General features: G+C 74.6%; 11 protein-coding genes and 3 tRNA genes. 4 read left to right on the top strand and 10 right to left on the bottom strand.

Annotated features, from left to right (window positions below; all coding sequences use genetic code 11):
• Positions 1 to 318 precede the first annotated feature (318 nt).
• The 3 genes from CLV28_RS08020 to glgX are packed head-to-tail and all read right to left on the bottom strand — an operon-like array spanning position 319 to position 6955.
• The gene (locus CLV28_RS08020; protein ID WP_100422778.1) at positions 319 to 2334 is read right to left on the bottom strand and encodes an alpha-amylase family glycosyl hydrolase; all 2016 of its coding nucleotides are present in this window, start codon (positions 2332 to 2334) and stop codon (positions 319 to 321) included.
• Positions 2331 to 4835 (bottom strand): malto-oligosyltrehalose synthase, encoded by a 2505-nt coding sequence (gene treY, locus CLV28_RS08025; protein WP_100422779.1) that lies wholly within the window; start codon positions 4833 to 4835, stop codon positions 2331 to 2333. The genes CLV28_RS08020 and treY overlap by 4 nt, the downstream gene beginning before the upstream one ends.
• The gene (glgX, locus tag CLV28_RS08030; protein ID WP_100422780.1) at positions 4832 to 6955 is read right to left on the bottom strand and encodes a glycogen debranching protein GlgX; all 2124 of its coding nucleotides are present in this window, start codon (positions 6953 to 6955) and stop codon (positions 4832 to 4834) included. The genes treY and glgX overlap by 4 nt, the downstream gene beginning before the upstream one ends.
• 237 nt (positions 6956 to 7192) lie before the next feature.
• On the opposite strand from glgX, the gene CLV28_RS08035 reads away from it, so the two are divergent.
• The gene (locus CLV28_RS08035; protein ID WP_100422781.1) at positions 7193 to 7414 is read left to right on the top strand and encodes a hypothetical protein; all 222 of its coding nucleotides are present in this window, start codon (positions 7193 to 7195) and stop codon (positions 7412 to 7414) included.
• A gap of 9 nt (positions 7415 to 7423) precedes the next feature.
• On the opposite strand, the gene CLV28_RS08040 is transcribed toward CLV28_RS08035, so the two are convergent.
• Positions 7424 to 7705 carry a hypothetical protein gene (locus CLV28_RS08040; RefSeq protein ID WP_308440369.1) on the bottom strand — a complete coding sequence of 94 codons (282 nt, stop codon included), beginning with the start codon at positions 7703 to 7705 and terminating at the stop codon, positions 7424 to 7426.
• 11 nt (positions 7706 to 7716) lie between these two features.
• Positions 7717 to 8157, bottom strand: coding sequence for a DUF2277 domain-containing protein (locus CLV28_RS16250; RefSeq protein WP_100422782.1), 441 nt, complete (start codon positions 8155 to 8157; stop codon positions 7717 to 7719).
• A gap of 109 nt (positions 8158 to 8266) precedes the next feature.
• Here CLV28_RS16250 and hrpB point away from each other — a divergent pair, with 109 nt between their 5' ends.
• Positions 8267 to 10864, top strand: a complete 2598-nt coding sequence (gene hrpB / locus CLV28_RS08050) for an ATP-dependent helicase HrpB (RefSeq protein WP_100423093.1) — start codon at positions 8267 to 8269, stop codon at positions 10862 to 10864.
• Between the two features lie 128 nt (positions 10865 to 10992).
• Here hrpB and CLV28_RS08055 read toward each other — a convergent pair whose 3' ends face one another.
• From CLV28_RS08055 to CLV28_RS08075, 5 genes are all read right to left on the bottom strand, one after another.
• Positions 10993 to 11307 carry a DUF5808 domain-containing protein gene (locus CLV28_RS08055; RefSeq protein ID WP_100422783.1) on the bottom strand — a complete coding sequence of 105 codons (315 nt, stop codon included), beginning with the start codon at positions 11305 to 11307 and terminating at the stop codon, positions 10993 to 10995.
• A gap of 90 nt (positions 11308 to 11397) precedes the next feature.
• Positions 11398 to 13011, bottom strand: coding sequence for a DNA polymerase IV (locus CLV28_RS08060; RefSeq protein WP_157802566.1), 1614 nt, complete (start codon positions 13009 to 13011; stop codon positions 11398 to 11400).
• A 90-nt stretch (positions 13012 to 13101) separates the two neighbouring features.
• Positions 13102 to 13176: transfer RNA gene (locus CLV28_RS08065), tRNA-Val, on the bottom strand.
• 14 nt (positions 13177 to 13190) lie between these two features.
• A tRNA-Cys gene (locus CLV28_RS08070) sits at positions 13191 to 13261 on the bottom strand.
• A gap of 50 nt (positions 13262 to 13311) precedes the next feature.
• Positions 13312 to 13383, bottom strand: a tRNA-Gly gene (locus CLV28_RS08075).
• Positions 13384 to 13580: 197 nt separating this feature from the next.
• On the opposite strand from CLV28_RS08075, the gene CLV28_RS08080 reads away from it, so the two are divergent.
• Positions 13581 to 14753, top strand: a complete 1173-nt coding sequence (locus CLV28_RS08080; protein WP_239073076.1) for a chorismate-binding protein — start codon at positions 13581 to 13583, stop codon at positions 14751 to 14753.
• The gene (locus CLV28_RS08085; RefSeq protein ID WP_100422785.1) at positions 14750 to 15601 is read left to right on the top strand and encodes an aminotransferase class IV; all 852 of its coding nucleotides are present in this window, start codon (positions 14750 to 14752) and stop codon (positions 15599 to 15601) included. Before CLV28_RS08080 ends, CLV28_RS08085 begins: the two co-directional genes overlap by 4 nt.
• Positions 15602 to 15634: the final 33 nt, after the last annotated feature.

The following is a 15634-nucleotide window of genomic DNA, read 5'->3' on the forward strand; positions in this document are numbered from 1 at the left end:
CCCGCGCGTGCGCGGGCGAGGGTCACGTTCCGGCCCGTTCGTCCGGTGTTGCAGGGGCCGGAACGTGACGCTCCGCGGATGGACGGGCGGGCGGACGACGCGTGGGTCGGCGCTTGGTCGGACGCCGCGTGGTGGGGCCCGTCGGCGCGCGCGGCGCGACGTGGGGCTGCGCGCCGGTGAGGGTCACGTTCTGGCCCGATCACGTCGTGCCGAAGGGGCCGGAACGTGACGCTCACCGGCCGGGCGGGCCGCGGGTGGTCGCGCGGGTGGGCGGCGGGTGGGTTGGTGCGTGGGGCGGACGTCGTGTGGTCGGGTCGGTCAGCGCACGGGGGAGAGTACCGCGACCGAGCGTGGAGGGAGGACGACGCCCGCGCCGTCCTCGACCGTGACGTCGTCCCACGCGGCGAGCACGGACCACGCGCCCCGCGATCCGCTACCTGCGGCATGGTCTCCGGCTGCGTCGAGATCACCGGGCGCGTCGAGGCCGACGCGCGCGGTCTCCCGCCCTAGGTTCACCACGACGCGCACCGCGCCTCGGTGCAGCACCAGGACGTCGGACGCCGCCCCCGCGCGTGCCCCCGCCACTGCGCCTGCCCCCGCCACTGAGCCTGCCTCCGCCGACACGCCTGCCTCTGCCGCCGCGCCTGCGGCGTCGTGTCCCAGCCAGGTGAGGTCGGTCGCGCGCAGGTCGCCCGACGTGAGGTCGGGCGTGCGGCGGCGCAGCGCGATCAGGTCGCGGTACCAGGCGCGCAGCCGGACGTGCTCGCCCCGGTGCGACTCGGCCCGGTCCAGCACGCTCGCGTCGAACGTCGTGCGCGCCTGCGGGTCGGGCACCACGAGCGCACCGTCGACGAACGTCGCGCCGGCGAACCCGTCGTAGAGCTCGCCCCAGCCGTGCGACCCGAACTCGGCGCGGCGTCCGTCGCGCACAGCCTGCGCGAGCCCCGGGTCCTGGTGGTCGGTGAAGTACTGCCAGGGTGTCGACGCGCCCCACTCCTCGCCCATGAACACCATGGGGGTGAACGGCGAGCACAGCACGAGCGCCGCCTCGATCGCGAGACCGCCGACGTCGAGCCGTGCCGACGGTCGGTCGCCGAGCGCCCGGTTGCCGACCTGGTCGTGGTTCGAGGCGCACACCACGAACCGGTGCCCGTCGGTCTCGGGTGGCACGGGGCGGCCCCAGTCGCGTCCGCGGAACGTCGACCACCCGCCGTCGTGCACGAACACGCGCGTCATGGCGTGCCGCAGCACCTCGGGGGTGCCGAAGTCGACGTAGTAGCCGTGGCGCTCGCCCGTGACGAGCGCGTGGATCGCGTGGTGGACGTCGTCGGCCCACTGCGCGGTCATGCCTCGTGGTGGCATCCCCGCTGCCGGCGACTCGGTCGTGCCCCGCGTGGTCGCGCCACGCGTGGCCGTGCCTCGGTCGTCCGGTCCTGGCGCGGGCGTGTCGAGCGGGGTCACGGTTGCGGGGTCGTTCTCGTCGGACTCGGCCACGAGCGACAGCGGGCGCCCGAGCGTCGCGGCGAGGTCGGCGGTGCGCCGGGACAGCTCGGCGAGCAGGTGCTCGGGCGAGTCGTCGACCAGCGCGTGGACCGCGTCGAGGCGCAGCGCGTCGACGTGGAAGTCGCGGAACCAGCGCAGCGCGTTCTCGACGATCCACGCGCGCACCTCGGCCGAGCCGTCCTGGTCGAGGTTGACCGCGGGACCCCACGGGGTGCTGTGCGCGTCGGTGAGGTAGGGGCCGAGCTCGGGCAGGTAGTTCCCGGCCGGGCCGAGGTGGTTGTAGACGACGTCGAGCGCGACGGCGAGGCCCGCGGCGTGCGCGGCGTCGACGAACCGCTGCAGCGCGCGCGGCCCGCCGTACGCCTCGTGCACGGCCCACAGCCCGACGCCGTCGTAGCCCCAGCCCCGGTCGCCGCCGAACGCCGCGAGCGGCATGAGCTCGACCACGTCGACGCCCAGGTCGACGAGCTCGTGCAGGTGCTCCGCGGCGGCGTCGAGCGTGCCGCGCCGCGTGAACGTCCCGACGTGCAGCTCGTAGACGACCGCCCCGCGCACGTCCCGACCCGGCCACGCGTCGTCCGACCACGCGAACGTCGGGTCGAACCAGCGGCTCGGGCCGTCGACGCCGTGAGGCTGCCATGCGCTGCGCGGGTCGGGTCGGGCCGGGCCACCGTCGAGCGAGAACGCGTAGTCGGTGCCGGGGGCGGGTGCGGGGGCGGCCCACCAGCCGTCGTCCGCCCGTGACATCGGTGCACTCGTGCGAGGGCCGGGACCGCCGAGCACGACGTCGACGCGCTGCGCGCGCGGCGCCCACACGCGCAGGCCGCTCATGCGGCGTCCGCGGGCACGAGGAGTGCGACGGGGAGCGACGCGAGCAGGTCGGCGAGGCGCAGCGACCCGCTCGCGTGCCGGGCCCCGGTGAGCAGGTCGTGCCAGCCGTGCGGCGCGTCGGGCAGGACGACGGTGTGCTCGCCCCACCCGCCGAGCCGGGCGAGCGTCGTCGCGAGCCGGGTCGCGACGGTCACGACCTGCGGCGCCCCCGCGAGCGTGCGCGCGGACGCGAGCGCGCACGGCGTCGACGTCGGCAGGGGGAGGTACCCGGCGTCGGGCCCGACGAACGTCTCGGGCCGCTCGCGGCGCAGGCGCAGCGCGCGGGAGGTCACGAGGAGCTTCTGGTCCTCGAGGGACCGCGCGCCCTCGCCCGCGTCGAGCCGGGCGAGACGGTCGGCGAGCGTGGCCACGTCGGTCGGACGCCGGTTGTCGGGGTCCACGAGCGTCGGGGAGAAGCCCTCGGAGCCCTGGTAGACGTCGGCGACGCCGGGCATGGTCAGCTGCACGAGCTTGGTGCCGAGCGCGACCGCCCGCACGGCCTCGACGTGGTGCTCGGCCCACGTGGCGAGCAGGGCCAGCACGCGGTCGTCCGCGAGAAGGGACCGCACCAGGTCGACGACGGCCGCCTCGTACGCCTCGTGCGGCGTGGTCCAGGACGTGCTGAGCTTGGCCTCGCGCAGCGCCTTCGTGAGGTACTCGGCGAGGCGGTCGAGCGAGGCGGGGCCGGGCATCGGCCCGTCGGGCGTCCAGGTGCCGACGAGGGTCTGGAGCACGAGGCTCTCGGCGTGCGCGTCGACCAGCGAGCTACGGTACCGGCCCGACGCCGTGCGCATCATCTCGACCATGAAGGCCCACTCGTCGGGCACCTCGCTCAGCACGCCGATCTGCGCGCGCGTGTCCTCGCCGCGCTTGGTGTCGTGCGTCGAGGTCGTGGTCAGGGCGTGCGGGGCGTGCTCCTGGGCGCGGGTCGCGAACGCGTGCCAGGTGTGCGCGTCGATCCCGAACCGGTCCGGCTCGCCGCCGACCTCGCACAGCGACGTCAGCTCGGTCCAGCGGTAGAACGCGGTGTCCTCGACGCCCTTGGCCATGACCGCGCCGCACACCTGCTGGAAGCGCACCACGAGCTCGTCGCGCCGCGCCTCGCGCCGGCGTCCGGCGCTGCCGGCCTCGCGCCCGAGCAGCAGCTCGACGAGCACGTCGAGGGTCGCGTGCCGGTCCGGCGCCAGCGTGGCACGAGCGCGCTCGGTCGCCGCGGCCATCGCCGCGACGGGCTCGTGCCGCGTCTCCTCGCCCGGCACGACGTACGCGCGGTACCGGTCGAACGCGACGAGCAGCGCCCGCAGGCAGTCGTGCAGGCCGCGCCACGTGTGGTCGCGCAGCCGCAGGTCGTCGGCGCACACCGACGCCGCAAGATCCGTCAGGCGGTGCACCTCGGCGTACAGGGGGCCGTCGACGACCTCGCGCTTGGCGCGCTGCACGACCTCCTCGAGCGTGCCCGCCGGCGGGGCGAGCTCCGCGAGGCGCGCGCGGCCCGCCGGGTCGACGAACAGCGACTGGAGCCGCCAGAGGCCCTCGTAGCCGGTCGTGCCCGCGGTGACCCACTCGGGCGGCAGCCGTTCGTCGCCCGCCAGGATCTTCTCGACCACGACCCACGCGCCGTGCGTGCGCTCGGCGAGGCGTTCGAGGTATCCGGCAGGGTCGGCCAGCCCGTCGGGGTGGTCGATGCGCAGTCCGTCGACCGTGCCGTCGGCGAGCAGCCCGATCAGCACCTCGTGGGTCGCGTCGAACACGGACTCGTCCTCGACCCGCACCGCCGCGAGCGTGCCCACGTCGAAGAACCGCCGGTAGTTGAGCTCCTCGTCACCGACCTTCCAGTACGCGAGCCGGTAGTGCTGCCGCTCGACGAGCTCGGCCAGCGGCAGGTCCTCCGTGCCCGCCCGGACCGGGAACACGTGGTCGAAGTACCGCAGCACCGTCGTCGGCCCCGTGCTGACGCCGCCCAGCTCGGCGCCGTCGACCACGTCGAGCACGAGGTCGCCGCCCGCGACGACGTCGCCAACGCGCTCGCCCAGCACGGGCATGAGCACGGCACCCTGGCCCTCGGGCGAGCCGCCCGCGGACCAGTCGACGTCGAACCAGTGCGCGTACGGCGAGGACTCGCCGTGCGCGAGGACGGACCACAGCGCCCGGTTGTGCCACAGGGGCGTGGGCACCGCCATGTGGTTCGGCACCACGTCGACCACGAGCCCGAGGCCGGCGTCGTGGGCCGCGGCCGCGAGGCGGTCGAGCCCCGCGCGGCCGCCGAGCACGTCGCTCACGCGCGTGTGGTCGACGACGTCGTAGCCGTGCGTCGACCCGGGGGCCGCGGGCAGGATCGGGGACAGGTACAGGTGCGTGACCCCGAGCGCGGCGAGGTACGGGACCTGCGCCGCGGCGTCGTCGAACGTGAGGTCGGCGTTCAGCTGCAGCCGGTACGTCGAGGTGGGCACCCGTGCGCTCACAGCGCCGACTCCCGCACGAGCACCACGACCGACCGGCCCTCGGCCGTCAGCGTGGCCCCGGCCGCGAGCTCGTCGCCGGGGGAGACCGCGCCGTCGGTGTCGAGCACGACGGTCCAGGTCTCGCCGTACTCGGCGTGCGGCAGCGTGAACCCGAGCGGCTCGGAGTGCGCGTTGAGCAGCAGCAGGAACGAGTCGTCGACCACCTCGGCGCCCCGCGCGTCACGCTCGTCGATCGCGTCGCCGTTGAGGAACACCATGACCGATCGGGCGAACGAGTTCGCCCAGTCCTCGTCGTCCATGCGCTCGCCCGTGATGTCGAACCACTCGATGTCGGGCAGCGCGTCGGACGGCGCGTCCGGGTCGCGGCCGTCGCGGCCCGTGAAGAAGCGGCGACGGTGCAGCAGCGGGTGCTCGAGCCGCAGGTGCACCAGGCGTCGCGTGAACTCGAGCAGCGCCTCGCGCTCCTCGTCGAGCTCCCAGTCGACCCACGACAGCTCGTTGTCCTGGCAGTACACGTTGTTGTTGCCCTGCTGCGTGCGGCCCAGCTCGTCGCCGTGCGCGATCATCGGCACGCCCTGCGACAGCAGCAGCGTGGCGAGGAAGTTGCGGCGCTGACGTGCCCGCAGCGCCCGCACGTCGGGGTCGTCCGTCGGGCCCTCGACCCCCGAGTTCCACGAGCGGTTGTGCGACTCGCCGTCCTGACCGCCCTCGCCGTTCGCGTCGTTGTGCTTCTCGTCGTAGCTCACGAGGTCGGTGAGGGTGAACCCGTCGTGCGCCGTCACGAAGTTGATCGATGCGATGGGCTTGCGCCCCGAGTGCTCGTAGAGGTCCGACGATCCCGTCAGCCGGCTCGCGAGCTGCGGGAGCGTCGAGGCCTCGCCGCGCCAGAAGTCGCGCACCGTGTCGCGGTAGTCGCCGTTCCACTCGGTCCACAGCGGCGGGAACCCGCCCACCTGGTAGCCCCCCGAGCCGAGGTCCCACGGCTCGGCGATGAGCTTGACCTGCGAGATGATCGGGTCCTGCTGGACGATGTCGAAGAACGCCGAGAGGCGGTCGACCTCGTGGAACTGTCGTGCGAGCGTCGCCGCGAGGTCGAACCGGAACCCGTCGACGTGCATCTCCTCGACCCAGTACCGCAGCGAGTCCATGATGAGCTGCAGCACGTGCGGGGACCGCATGAGCAGCGAGTTGCCCGTGCCCGTGGTGTCGAAGTAGTGCGCGCGGTCGTCGTCGACCAGCCGGTAGTAGGCCGCGTTGTCGATGCCGCGGAACGACAGGGTCGGGCCCTGATGGTTGCCCTCCGCCGTGTGGTTGTAGACGACGTCGAGGATGACCTCGATCCCCGCCTCGTGCAGGGCCTTGACCATGGACTTGAACTCCATGACCTGTTCGCCGCGCGTGCCGTACGCCGCGTACCCGTTGTGCGGCGCGAAGAACCCGATCGTGTTGTAGCCCCAGTAGTTCGACAGGCCCTGCTCGACCAGGTGCGGGTCGTTGACGAACTGGTGCACGGGCATGAGCTCGACCGCCGTGATGCCGAGCGCCACGAGGTGCTCGACGATCGCCGGGTGCGCGATCGCCGCGTACGTGCCCCGGATCTCCTCCGGGACCTCGGGGTGGCGCATCGTCAGGCCGCGCACGTGCGCCTCGTAGATCACGCTGTCGTGGTAGTCGCGCGCCGGCGGGCGGTCGTGACCCCAGTCGAAGAACGGGCTCACCACGACCGCGGTCATCGTGTGCCCGAGCGAGTCGTCCTCGTTGAGCGCGTCCGGGTCGTCGAAGCGGTAGGAGAAGAGCGACTCGTCGCCGTCGATCTGCCCGTCGATCGCCTTCGCGTACGGGTCGAGCAGGAGCTTCGCCGGGTTGCACCGGTGCCCCTGCTCCGGGTCGTAGGGGCCGTGCACCCGGTACCCGTAGCGGGTGCCCGGCGCCACGCTCGGCAGGTACACGTGCCACACGTGCGCGTCGACCTCCTCGAGCTCGACGTGCTCCTCCGAGCCGTCGTCGTCGATCAGGCAGAGCACGACGCGCTCGGCCACCTCCGAGAAGAGGGCGAAGTTCGTTCCGCTGCCGTCGAAGGTCGCGCCGAGCGGGTAGGGGCGTCCAGGCCAGGTCTGCATGTGCTGATGCTGCCACCACACCGTTACCGTGACATTGCGAGGGGCACGTGACGCACACGTCGCCCCGGAACGGCCCACCGGGCGTGCGAGTCGCGACCCCGTAGGTTACGGGCGTGCGACGTGACGCGGGTCACGGATGCGGAGGTACCGGGTCGTTCCGGTCGGCGAATGTGAACATCGTGTTCGCGCATGGCGTGCGTCCGTGCGTGCTCGCACCACACCTGGTAGACCCGAAGCATGAACTCGCACCCCAGTTCTCGCCGCCGGCCCGACGACCCGAACACCTCGGACATCGCCTCGGCACGGCTCGCCCCCCGCCGGATCCACGACGACGAGCGCGGTGACGTGCTCGCCGGAGGTGACGCCTCCAAGGCGCCGCAGTCGTTGCGCGAGCAGTGGCGCGAGCGCATCGTGCACACGTCGTCCGGCACGTCCTGGGACGACCCCGACGAGCTCTGACGCGTCGGCTCAGACGCGCGGCAGCCGCCGCTCGTCGACGTCGATGAGCCGGGGGATCCCCGCCGGGGCGACCTGGCTCAGCGCGAGGTAGCGCGCCTCGGCGCGGTGCAGACGGATGTGCTCGTCGAGCGACCAGCCCACGCCGTTCGTCAGCGTCATGCCGCACGAGCAGCCGATGGTCACCTGGCCTGACGGGCCGTGCTCGACCGTGCCGACCGTGACGTGCGACGCCTGCGCGTCCGCCTTGGCACGGCGCATCTCCGCGCTCACGGCGGGCTCGACGGGGGTCACGGTGGACGAGCCTAGGCGCTCGCGGCCTCGGGTTCCACCTCGTGGTGGTGCGCAGTGTCGTCGTGTGCAGGCTCGTCGTGTGTAGGCTCGTCGTGCGCAAGGTCGTCGTGCGCACCGTGGTCGTGGTCGTGGTCGTGGTCGTGGTCGTGCGGGATGCCGTGTGCGTGCGCGGCCGCGTGGGCGGCCTCGCGCGCGGCGATCCGCGCCCTGACCTCCGGACGCCGCAGCGGCGGGTCGTTCTTGGGCGGCACCTTGCGCTCGGGCAGCTCGTCGAGCAGCCGCGTCACGACGGCCGCGATCTCGGCCACGGCCGCGTCGACGGGCCCGCGCGTGACGGCGCTGACGGTGCTGATGCCCGCGACCTTGCGGACGAACTGGAGGGCGGCGGCGTCGATCTCCTGGGGGGTGGCCGCCGGCTCGAGCCCCCGCAGCGCGGTGATGTTTCGGCACATGCTCTCGACGCTACGCCGCTGACCGCGCTGACGGAAGGTCTGCGCCCCGAAGCTGGACGTGGGTCGCCGCGGCTCGCTCCGCGGGCCCGCGGCGGGGGACACTCGGCTCGTGCCCGCCGACCCGATCGCCCGCCTGCTCGCCGCACCCCCGGACCTGCCCGTGCGCGCGCACCTCGACGACGTGGTGCGCGCGGTCGTGGGCACGGGACGTCACACGAGTACCCAGCACGCCGGCACCCAGCACACGAGCTCCCAGCACGACAGTACCCAGCCGGCCCGCGCCGCCGTCGTGCAGGCGCCGCCCGGCACGGGCAAGACGACCCTCGTGCCGCCCGCGCTCGCGCACGCCCTGCCCGGCACGATCCTGGTCACGCAGCCGCGGCGCATCGCGGCACGCGCCGCCGCGCGTCGGCTGGCCCGCCTGCTGGGTGAGGAGGTCGGACGCACGGCCGGGTACGTCGTCCGCGACGACGTGCGGACGTCGCCCGCGACCCGGGTCGAGTTCGTGACCACGGGCATCCTGCTGCGCCGGCTCCAGGCGGACCCGGACCTGCCGGGCGTCGGCGCGGTCGTGCTCGACGAGGTCCACGAGCGCCACCTCGACGACGATCTCGCGCTCGCGCTGCTGGTCGACGTGCGCACCAACCTCCGGGACGACCTCGCGGTCGTGGCGATGTCCGCGACGGTCGAGGCCGAGCGCACCGCGCGGGTGCTCGGCGGTCCGGGCGCGCCCGCGTCGGTCGTCGAGGTCGAGGGGTCGCTGTTCGACGTCGACGTCGTCTGGGCGCCGCCGCGCGGGCCGTGGGCCGACGAGCGCGGCGTGACGCACGCGTACCTCGACCACGTCGCGGCCTGCGTGCGTCGGGCGCTCGCCGAGCGTACGGGCGACGTGCTCGTGTTCGTGCCCGGGGTGCGCGAGGTCGACGAGGTCGCCCGACGTCTCGCCGGGGTCGACGCCGACGTGCGCCGGCTGCACGGGCGTCTCGCGCCGCGCGAGCAGGACCTCGCGCTCACGGCCGGTCCTCGGCGTCGCGTCGTCGTCTCGACCGCGGTCGCCGAGTCGTCGCTCACCGTGCCCGGTGTGCGGGTCGTCGTCGACGCGGGCCTCTCGCGCGAGCCGCGGACCGACCTGCGGCGCGGCCTGCCCGGGCTGGTCACGGTCCGCGTGAGCCGCGCGGCGGCCGAGCAGCGTGCGGGCCGTGCGGGTCGCGAGGGCCCCGGGGCGGTGTACCGGTGCTGGTCGCCGGGCGACCACGCGCGGCTCGCCGCGCACCCCGAGCCCGAGATCCGCACGGCCGACCTGACGGCGCTCATGCTCGACCTCGCCGCGTGGGGGTCGCCCGGGGGTGAGGGCCTCGCGCTTCTCGACCCGCCGCCGGTCGCCGCGGCCGCGGTCGCGACCCAGACGCTGCGCGGGCTCGGTGCGGTCGACGACGACGGTGCGGTCACACCCGCGGGCCGCCGGATCGCGGCGGTGCCGACCGACCCCCGGCTCGCGCGGGCGCTCCTGGACTCCGCCGGCACGCTCGGCTCACGGCGCTCCGCGGAGATCGTCGCGCTCCTGTCGCAGGACGTCCGGCCGCCCGGCGCCGACCTCGTGGCCGGGCTGCGCGCTCTGCGCCGGGGCGGCCCGGGTGCTGACGCGTGGGCGCGGCAGGCGCGACGTCTGCGCGCGGTGCTCGACGGGCGCCCCGACCGACCAGGTGACCGAGCGGGTGCGGGCGAGGACGACCGGCTCCCCGACGACCTCGCGGTCGGGCTCGTCGCCGCCCTCGCGCACCCGGCCCGGGTCGCGCGCCTGCGGCCCGGCGGCAGCGCGTACCTCACGGTCGGCGGCACGGGGGCGATGCTCCCGCCGGGGTCCGGCCTGGCCGGGGCGCCGTGGCTCGCGATCGCGGACGCCGACCTCGCCCCGGGCCGACGCGACGCCGTCGTGCGGGCCGCAGCACCCGTCGACCTCGATCTCGCGACGACGGCCGCGGCCCACGCCCTCACGGAGGAGGACGTCGTCGCCTGGGCGGGCGGCCGCGTCCAGGCGCACCGGGTGCGCCGGCTCGGCGCGATCGAGCTCGCGCGCGCCCCGCTCACGCACCCGCCGGCCGAGCAGGTGACCCGGGCGGTCCGCGCCGGCCTCGCGGCCGACGGCCTCGACGCGCTGCGCTGGTCGGACGTCGCCACGCACCTGCGCGAGCGCCTGCGGTTCCTGCACGGCGCGCTCGGGGAGCCGTGGCCGGACGTGAGCGACGACGAGCTGCTCGGGCGCCTCGACGACTGGCTCGACGTCTCCCGCGTGCGGGGTGCGGGCGACCTGGCGCGCCTCGACGTGCTCTCCGGCCTGCGGGGCCTGCTGCCGTGGCCGCAGGCCGCACGCCTCGACGAGCTCGCCCCCGAGCGGCTCGCCGTGCCCTCCGGGTCGACGGTGCGGGTCGACTACGCGGGCGAGCAGCCCGTGCTCGCGGTCCGCCTGCAGGAGGTCTTCGGCTGGACCGGGACCCCGCGGCTCGCGGACGGACGCGTCCCGGTGCTGCTGCACCTGCTCTCGCCCGCCCGCCGACCGGCCGCCGTCACGGCCGACCTCGAGTCGTTCTGGCGCACGGGATACCCGCAGGTGCGCGCCGAGCTGCGCGGGCGCTATCCCAAGCACTCCTGGCCCGAGGACCCGCTGAGCGCCGAGCCGACGCGCGGCGTCCGACGTCCCGGCCGGTGACGCCCTGGCCGGTGACGATTCAGTGGGACGACGTCACGGTGGGCCGGCCCCTCGCCGGGCCCGATGTGACGGGCGCGAGCTGACGGGCGCGAGGCGACAGGTGCGAGGGAGGAGGGCGCGGTGCCGGACTACTCGGTCGCCGTGTCGACCTTCTCCTGCACGAGGTGCACGACCCGGCCGACGTTGACGGTCCACCCGACGCCGAACACGTGCGGGCTCAGCAGGTGCGACCCGTCCGGGTCCCACACGCGCTCGCGGAACCGCGCGAGCGTGGGGAACCGGAAGTCGTAGGGCACGAAGCCCGCGACCGTGCCGTTCCAGGTGCGCTCCGCGGGAGGCGTGCGCAGCTCCTTGACGACGGCGGCGACCCCGAGGCCGAGGACGACGAGCTGCACGACGCCGCGCAGCCCCCCGCCGTTCCGGTGCGTGCGATTCGATCCCATGGGTGCCTCCGTCGTGGTGCCGCGGACCCCTCAGTGGCCCGTCGCCTCATGCTCGCCGTCCCGGGTGCTCGTCGCAAGGGCCGAGCCGTCTCATTCCGTCTCTTCGGTGCCCAGGTCGTCGGTGCCTGTCTCTCCGGTAGCCGGATCGTCGTGGGCCACGTCGTCGGTGGTCGGGCCGAGACCGAGCGCGAGCTCGGCGACCGCGAGCGGAGGCACGAGCACGAGCGGGTCCGTGTCGAGGTCGAGCACGCGGGACGTCGCGGGCGCGGTGTGCGACGTCTCGAAGCGGACCGTCGCCGCGCGACCCCGCACGTGCACGACCCACCCGCGCCCGAGCCGTGCGTGCTCGACGTCCAGACCGGGCCGAGCGTTCGCCTCGGTGAGAGGCGCGCCGTCGGACCCGATGCTGCCTCGAACGGCGTCGGGAGCGGGTTCGTCATGCGCGTGCGCCACTGACTCGTGCTCGACCGACTCGTGCTCGACCGACTCATTCTCGACCGACTCGTGCTCGACCGACTCGTGCGGGTCGGGTGCGTGCGCCTCGGGTGCGCCCGGATCCGATGCTGTGGCGTCGGTCACGGGCTCGGTGGTCTCGTCCACGTCCCAGTCGAGCGTGAGCTGCGCGTGCGGCGACAGGTTGTGGAACGAGACGCCGAGCAGCCGGACCGAGTCGTCGATGCCGGCGGCGAGCGCGGCCTGCTGCGCGGCGTCCCGCAGGGCGGGCTCGTCCGCGGTGGGCTGGGGGAGCGTGACCGAGCGGGTGATGGTCGTGAAGTCCGCGAAGCGGACCTTCGCGACGACGGTCCGGGCGCCGCCCCCGTGCCGTACCAGGCGCTGCAGCGCCTCGTCGGCGACCGCGTCGATCGCGGTCCGGACGGCCTCGCGCCCGTAGATGTCGGCGGCGAACGTGCGCTCGGCGCCGACCGACTTGCGCTCGCCCGAGACGGCCACGGGCCGCAGGTCGATGTTGCGCGCGAGCCGGTACAGGTTCGTCCCCGACGACTCGCCGAGCGTCATGGTCAGCATGTCGAGCGCACGACGTCGCAGGTCGGCGACCGTGCGCACGTCGAGCCGGTCGAGCGCGGCGGCCGTGGCCGGGCCGACCCCGGGGATCGCGCGCACGGGCAGCGGCAGGAGGAACGCGTCCTCGTCATCGGGCTCCACGACGAGGAGCCCGTCGGGCTTGGCGGCGTCCGAGGCGATCTTCGCGACGAGCTTGGTGCGCCCCACACCGATCGACACCGCCAGTCCCGTGCGCTCCCGGATCCTGGCGCGCGCCCCCTGGGCGGCGGCGGTGGGATCGTCCCCGCCGGGGGAGTGCTCGAGGTCGACGAAGGCCTCGTCGATGCTGAGCGGCTCCACGAGGTCCGAGAGGCGCGCGAGCTCGGCCATGATGACGCGTGAGTAGGCGCTGTACGCGGCGAAGCGGGGGAAGAGCACGGCGGCGGCCGGTGCCAGGCGCCGTGCGCGGGCCATCGCCATCGCGGAGTGCGCACCGAGCCGACGGGCCTCGTACGACGCCGTGGACACCACGCCCCGAGGTCCCGTGCCACCCACGAGCACGCCCTTGCCGCGCAGAGACGGCTTGTCGCGCTGCTCGACCGCGGCGAAGAACGAGTCGGCGTCCGCGTGCAGCACCGTCGCGCGCGCTCGCACCCGCGCGGCGTCGGCGAGCAGCTCGTGCTCGCGGTCGGGACGGTCCACGGTCCCACTGTGCCGCACGCCGGTGACACGGCCGGTTCGCGGGCGAACGACGAAGGGCCCCGGCCGAAGCCGGGGCCCTTCGTGACGTGCTGGTGGGCGATACTGGGATCGAACCAGTGACCTCTTCCGTGTCAGGGAAGCGCGCTACCGCTGCGCCAATCGCCCATGGTCGTGCTGAGAGGTGGAGATGGGATTCGAACCCACGTATACGGCTTTGCAGGCCGCTGCCTCGCCTCTCGGCCACTCCACCACGTGGTCGTCCACCTCTTGACCCAACTGCTCGGACCGAGGAGTCCACCGAGCGGATGACGGGATTCGAACCCGCGACCCTCACCTTGGCAAGGTGATGCTCTACCACTGAGCCACATCCGCGTTGCGCTGTTCCCCCGGGTTTTTCCCCCGTGTTTCCGGCGCGGTCTGAACTTTAGTAGACCTTTGGCCGGATGTACAAACCGGGGTCCGGCATCGGCCCTGGTGGGTAGCGTGGTGGGGTGCCCCAGTCCCCTGAGCTCCCACCCGTCAGCCGCACGGTTCCGCGGTTCCGCGACCCGGCCGGCGCGGATCGTGACGTGGCCTACGCCCGCTTCGGACGCCGCACGGGGGCCGGCGACGTCGTGTGCGCGGACCTCCTTCGGCACCCCGAGGCGCTCGACGAGGGCGGTCTGTGGTTCGTCGTGGCCGACTTCCAGGCGCTCGCGGACGACGGCTCCGCGCGTGCGGACGGCCGCGCCGGGGACGCGAGCCGCAGCGAGGAGGCGACCTCTGCGGGCGCACGCGCGAGCGCGCCGGGCAGGATCCGCGCCTGGCGCTTCACGGGCGACGCCGGCGGCACGCCGCGCGGCGGACGCGAGGTCGCGGACGTCGTCCGCCCCTGGGTCGGGCCGGAGGCCGCGAGCTGGGTCTCGTCGACCGACCGCGCGGGCTACGAGGACGCCGTGCGCGCCGTCCGCGGACACGTGCAGGAGGGGGACGTCTACCAGGTCAACGTGTGCCGGGTGATGTCCGCACCGCTGCCGCGGCGCGAGGGGCGCGAGCCCGACGCGCTCGCTCTCGCGCACGTGCTCGCGGCGGGCAACCCGGCGCCGTACGAGGGCGTGCTGCACGTGCCGGCGGGCCTCGGCGTCGACCCGGTGTGGGTCGTCACCGCCTCGCCCGAGCTGTTCCTGCGGGTGCGGGACGGTCGCGTGACGTCGGGGCCGATCAAGGGGACCGCGACGACGGCTGCCGGGCTGAGCGACAAGGACCGCGCCGAGAACGTGATGATCACCGACCTGGTGCGCAACGACCTGCAGCGCGTGTGCGTCGCGGGCACGGTCGAGGTCGAGACCCTGCTCGGGGTCGAGGAGCACCCCGGCCTGGTGCACCTCGTCTCGACGGTCTCGGGCACGCTCACGGACGCGGACCGCGTCGACTGGCTCGGCCTGCTGCGCGCGACCTTCCCGCCCGCGTCGGTCTCGGGGGCGCCCAAGTCGTCGGCGCTGCGCATCATCGACGCGCTCGAGCCCGAGCCACGCGGCCCGTACTGCGGCGCGGTCGGGTGGATCGACGCGGACGCCGGCACCGCGGAGCTCGCCGTGGGCATCCGCACGTTCTGGTGGGCGCAGGACGTGCTGCGGTTCGGCACGGGCGCCGGGATCACGTGGGGCAGCGACCCCGCCGCGGAGTGGGAGGAGACCGAGCTCAAGGCGCGCCGCCTCGTCGGCCTCGCGTCGGGCGCGCCTGCGGCAGACTGTGACGCATGACTCTCGTCCTGTGGGCCGACGGTGAACTCGTCGGCGAGAACCAGCCCGCGCTGAGCGCCGTCGACCACGGCGTGACCGTCGGGGACGGCGTGTTCGAGACCTGCGCGGTCGACGACGGCCGGCCGTTCGCGCTCACGCGGCACCTGCGCCGGCTCGCCGCCTCGGCCGCGGGCCTCGGGCTCGAGGCGCCCGACGAGGCCCGGGTGCGCGAGGGCGTCGCGGCCGTCCTCGCGGCAGCGCCCGACGCCGGCCGCCTGCGGATCACCGTGACCGCGGGCATCGGGCCCCTGGGGTCGGCGCGCACCCCGGGCGCGCAGACCGTCGTCGTGGCGGCAGCGCCCGCGACCGCCGCGGCGACCGCGGCCGTCGTCCGCTCGCCATGGACCCGCAACGAGCGCTCGGCCGTCGCCGGGCTCAAGACGACGTCCTACGCCGAGAACGTGGTCGCGCTGCTGCACGCGCAGGAGCGCGGCGGCGACGAGGCCGTGCTCGCCAACACGGTCGGCGACCTGTGCGAGGGCACGGGCTCGAACGTGTTCGTCGAGCGCGGCGGCGAGCTCGTGACGCCACGGCTCGACACCGGGTGCCTCGCGGGGATCACGCGCGAGCTCGTGCTCGAGTGGGGAGCGGCCGAGGGGATCCCGGTGCGGGAGGCAAGGCCCGGCGAGCTGCCGTTCGAGGTGCTCGACGACGTGCTGCGCGGCGAGGCGCACCTCGCGATCACGAGCAGCGTGCGCAACCTGCAGCCGGTCGTCACGCTCGACGGGACCTCCGTCGAAGCGGGACCGCTGTGCGCGGTGGTGCAGACGATGTTCGCGCGGAGGCGGGCCGAGACCGTCGACCCGTGAGCCGCTCGGGGGTCGACCGAGCGGCTCGCGGCG

The sequence above is a fragment of the Sediminihabitans luteus genome, from assembly GCF_002797595.1.
Classification (GTDB): Bacteria; Actinomycetota; Actinomycetes; order Actinomycetales; family Cellulomonadaceae; genus Paraoerskovia; species Paraoerskovia lutea.

What these genes read in the sequence shown, in the direction of transcription:
- CLV28_RS08020 (WP_100422778.1), bottom strand. Translation starts at nt 2,334, where the DNA reads ATGAGCGGCCTGCGCGTGTGGGCGCCGCGCGCGCAGCGCGTCGACGTC.
- glgX (WP_100422780.1), bottom strand. Translation starts at nt 6,955, where the DNA reads ATGCAGACCTGGCCTGGACGCCCCTACCCGCTCGGCGCGACCTTCGAC.
- CLV28_RS08035 (WP_100422781.1), top strand. Translation starts at nt 7,193, where the DNA reads ATGAACTCGCACCCCAGTTCTCGCCGCCGGCCCGACGACCCGAACACC.
- CLV28_RS16250 (WP_100422782.1), bottom strand. Translation starts at nt 8,157, where the DNA reads ATGTGCCGAAACATCACCGCGCTGCGGGGGCTCGAGCCGGCGGCCACC.
- CLV28_RS08055 (WP_100422783.1), bottom strand. Translation starts at nt 11,307, where the DNA reads ATGGGATCGAATCGCACGCACCGGAACGGCGGGGGGCTGCGCGGCGTC.
- CLV28_RS08085 (WP_100422785.1), top strand. Translation starts at nt 14,750, where the DNA reads ATGACTCTCGTCCTGTGGGCCGACGGTGAACTCGTCGGCGAGAACCAG.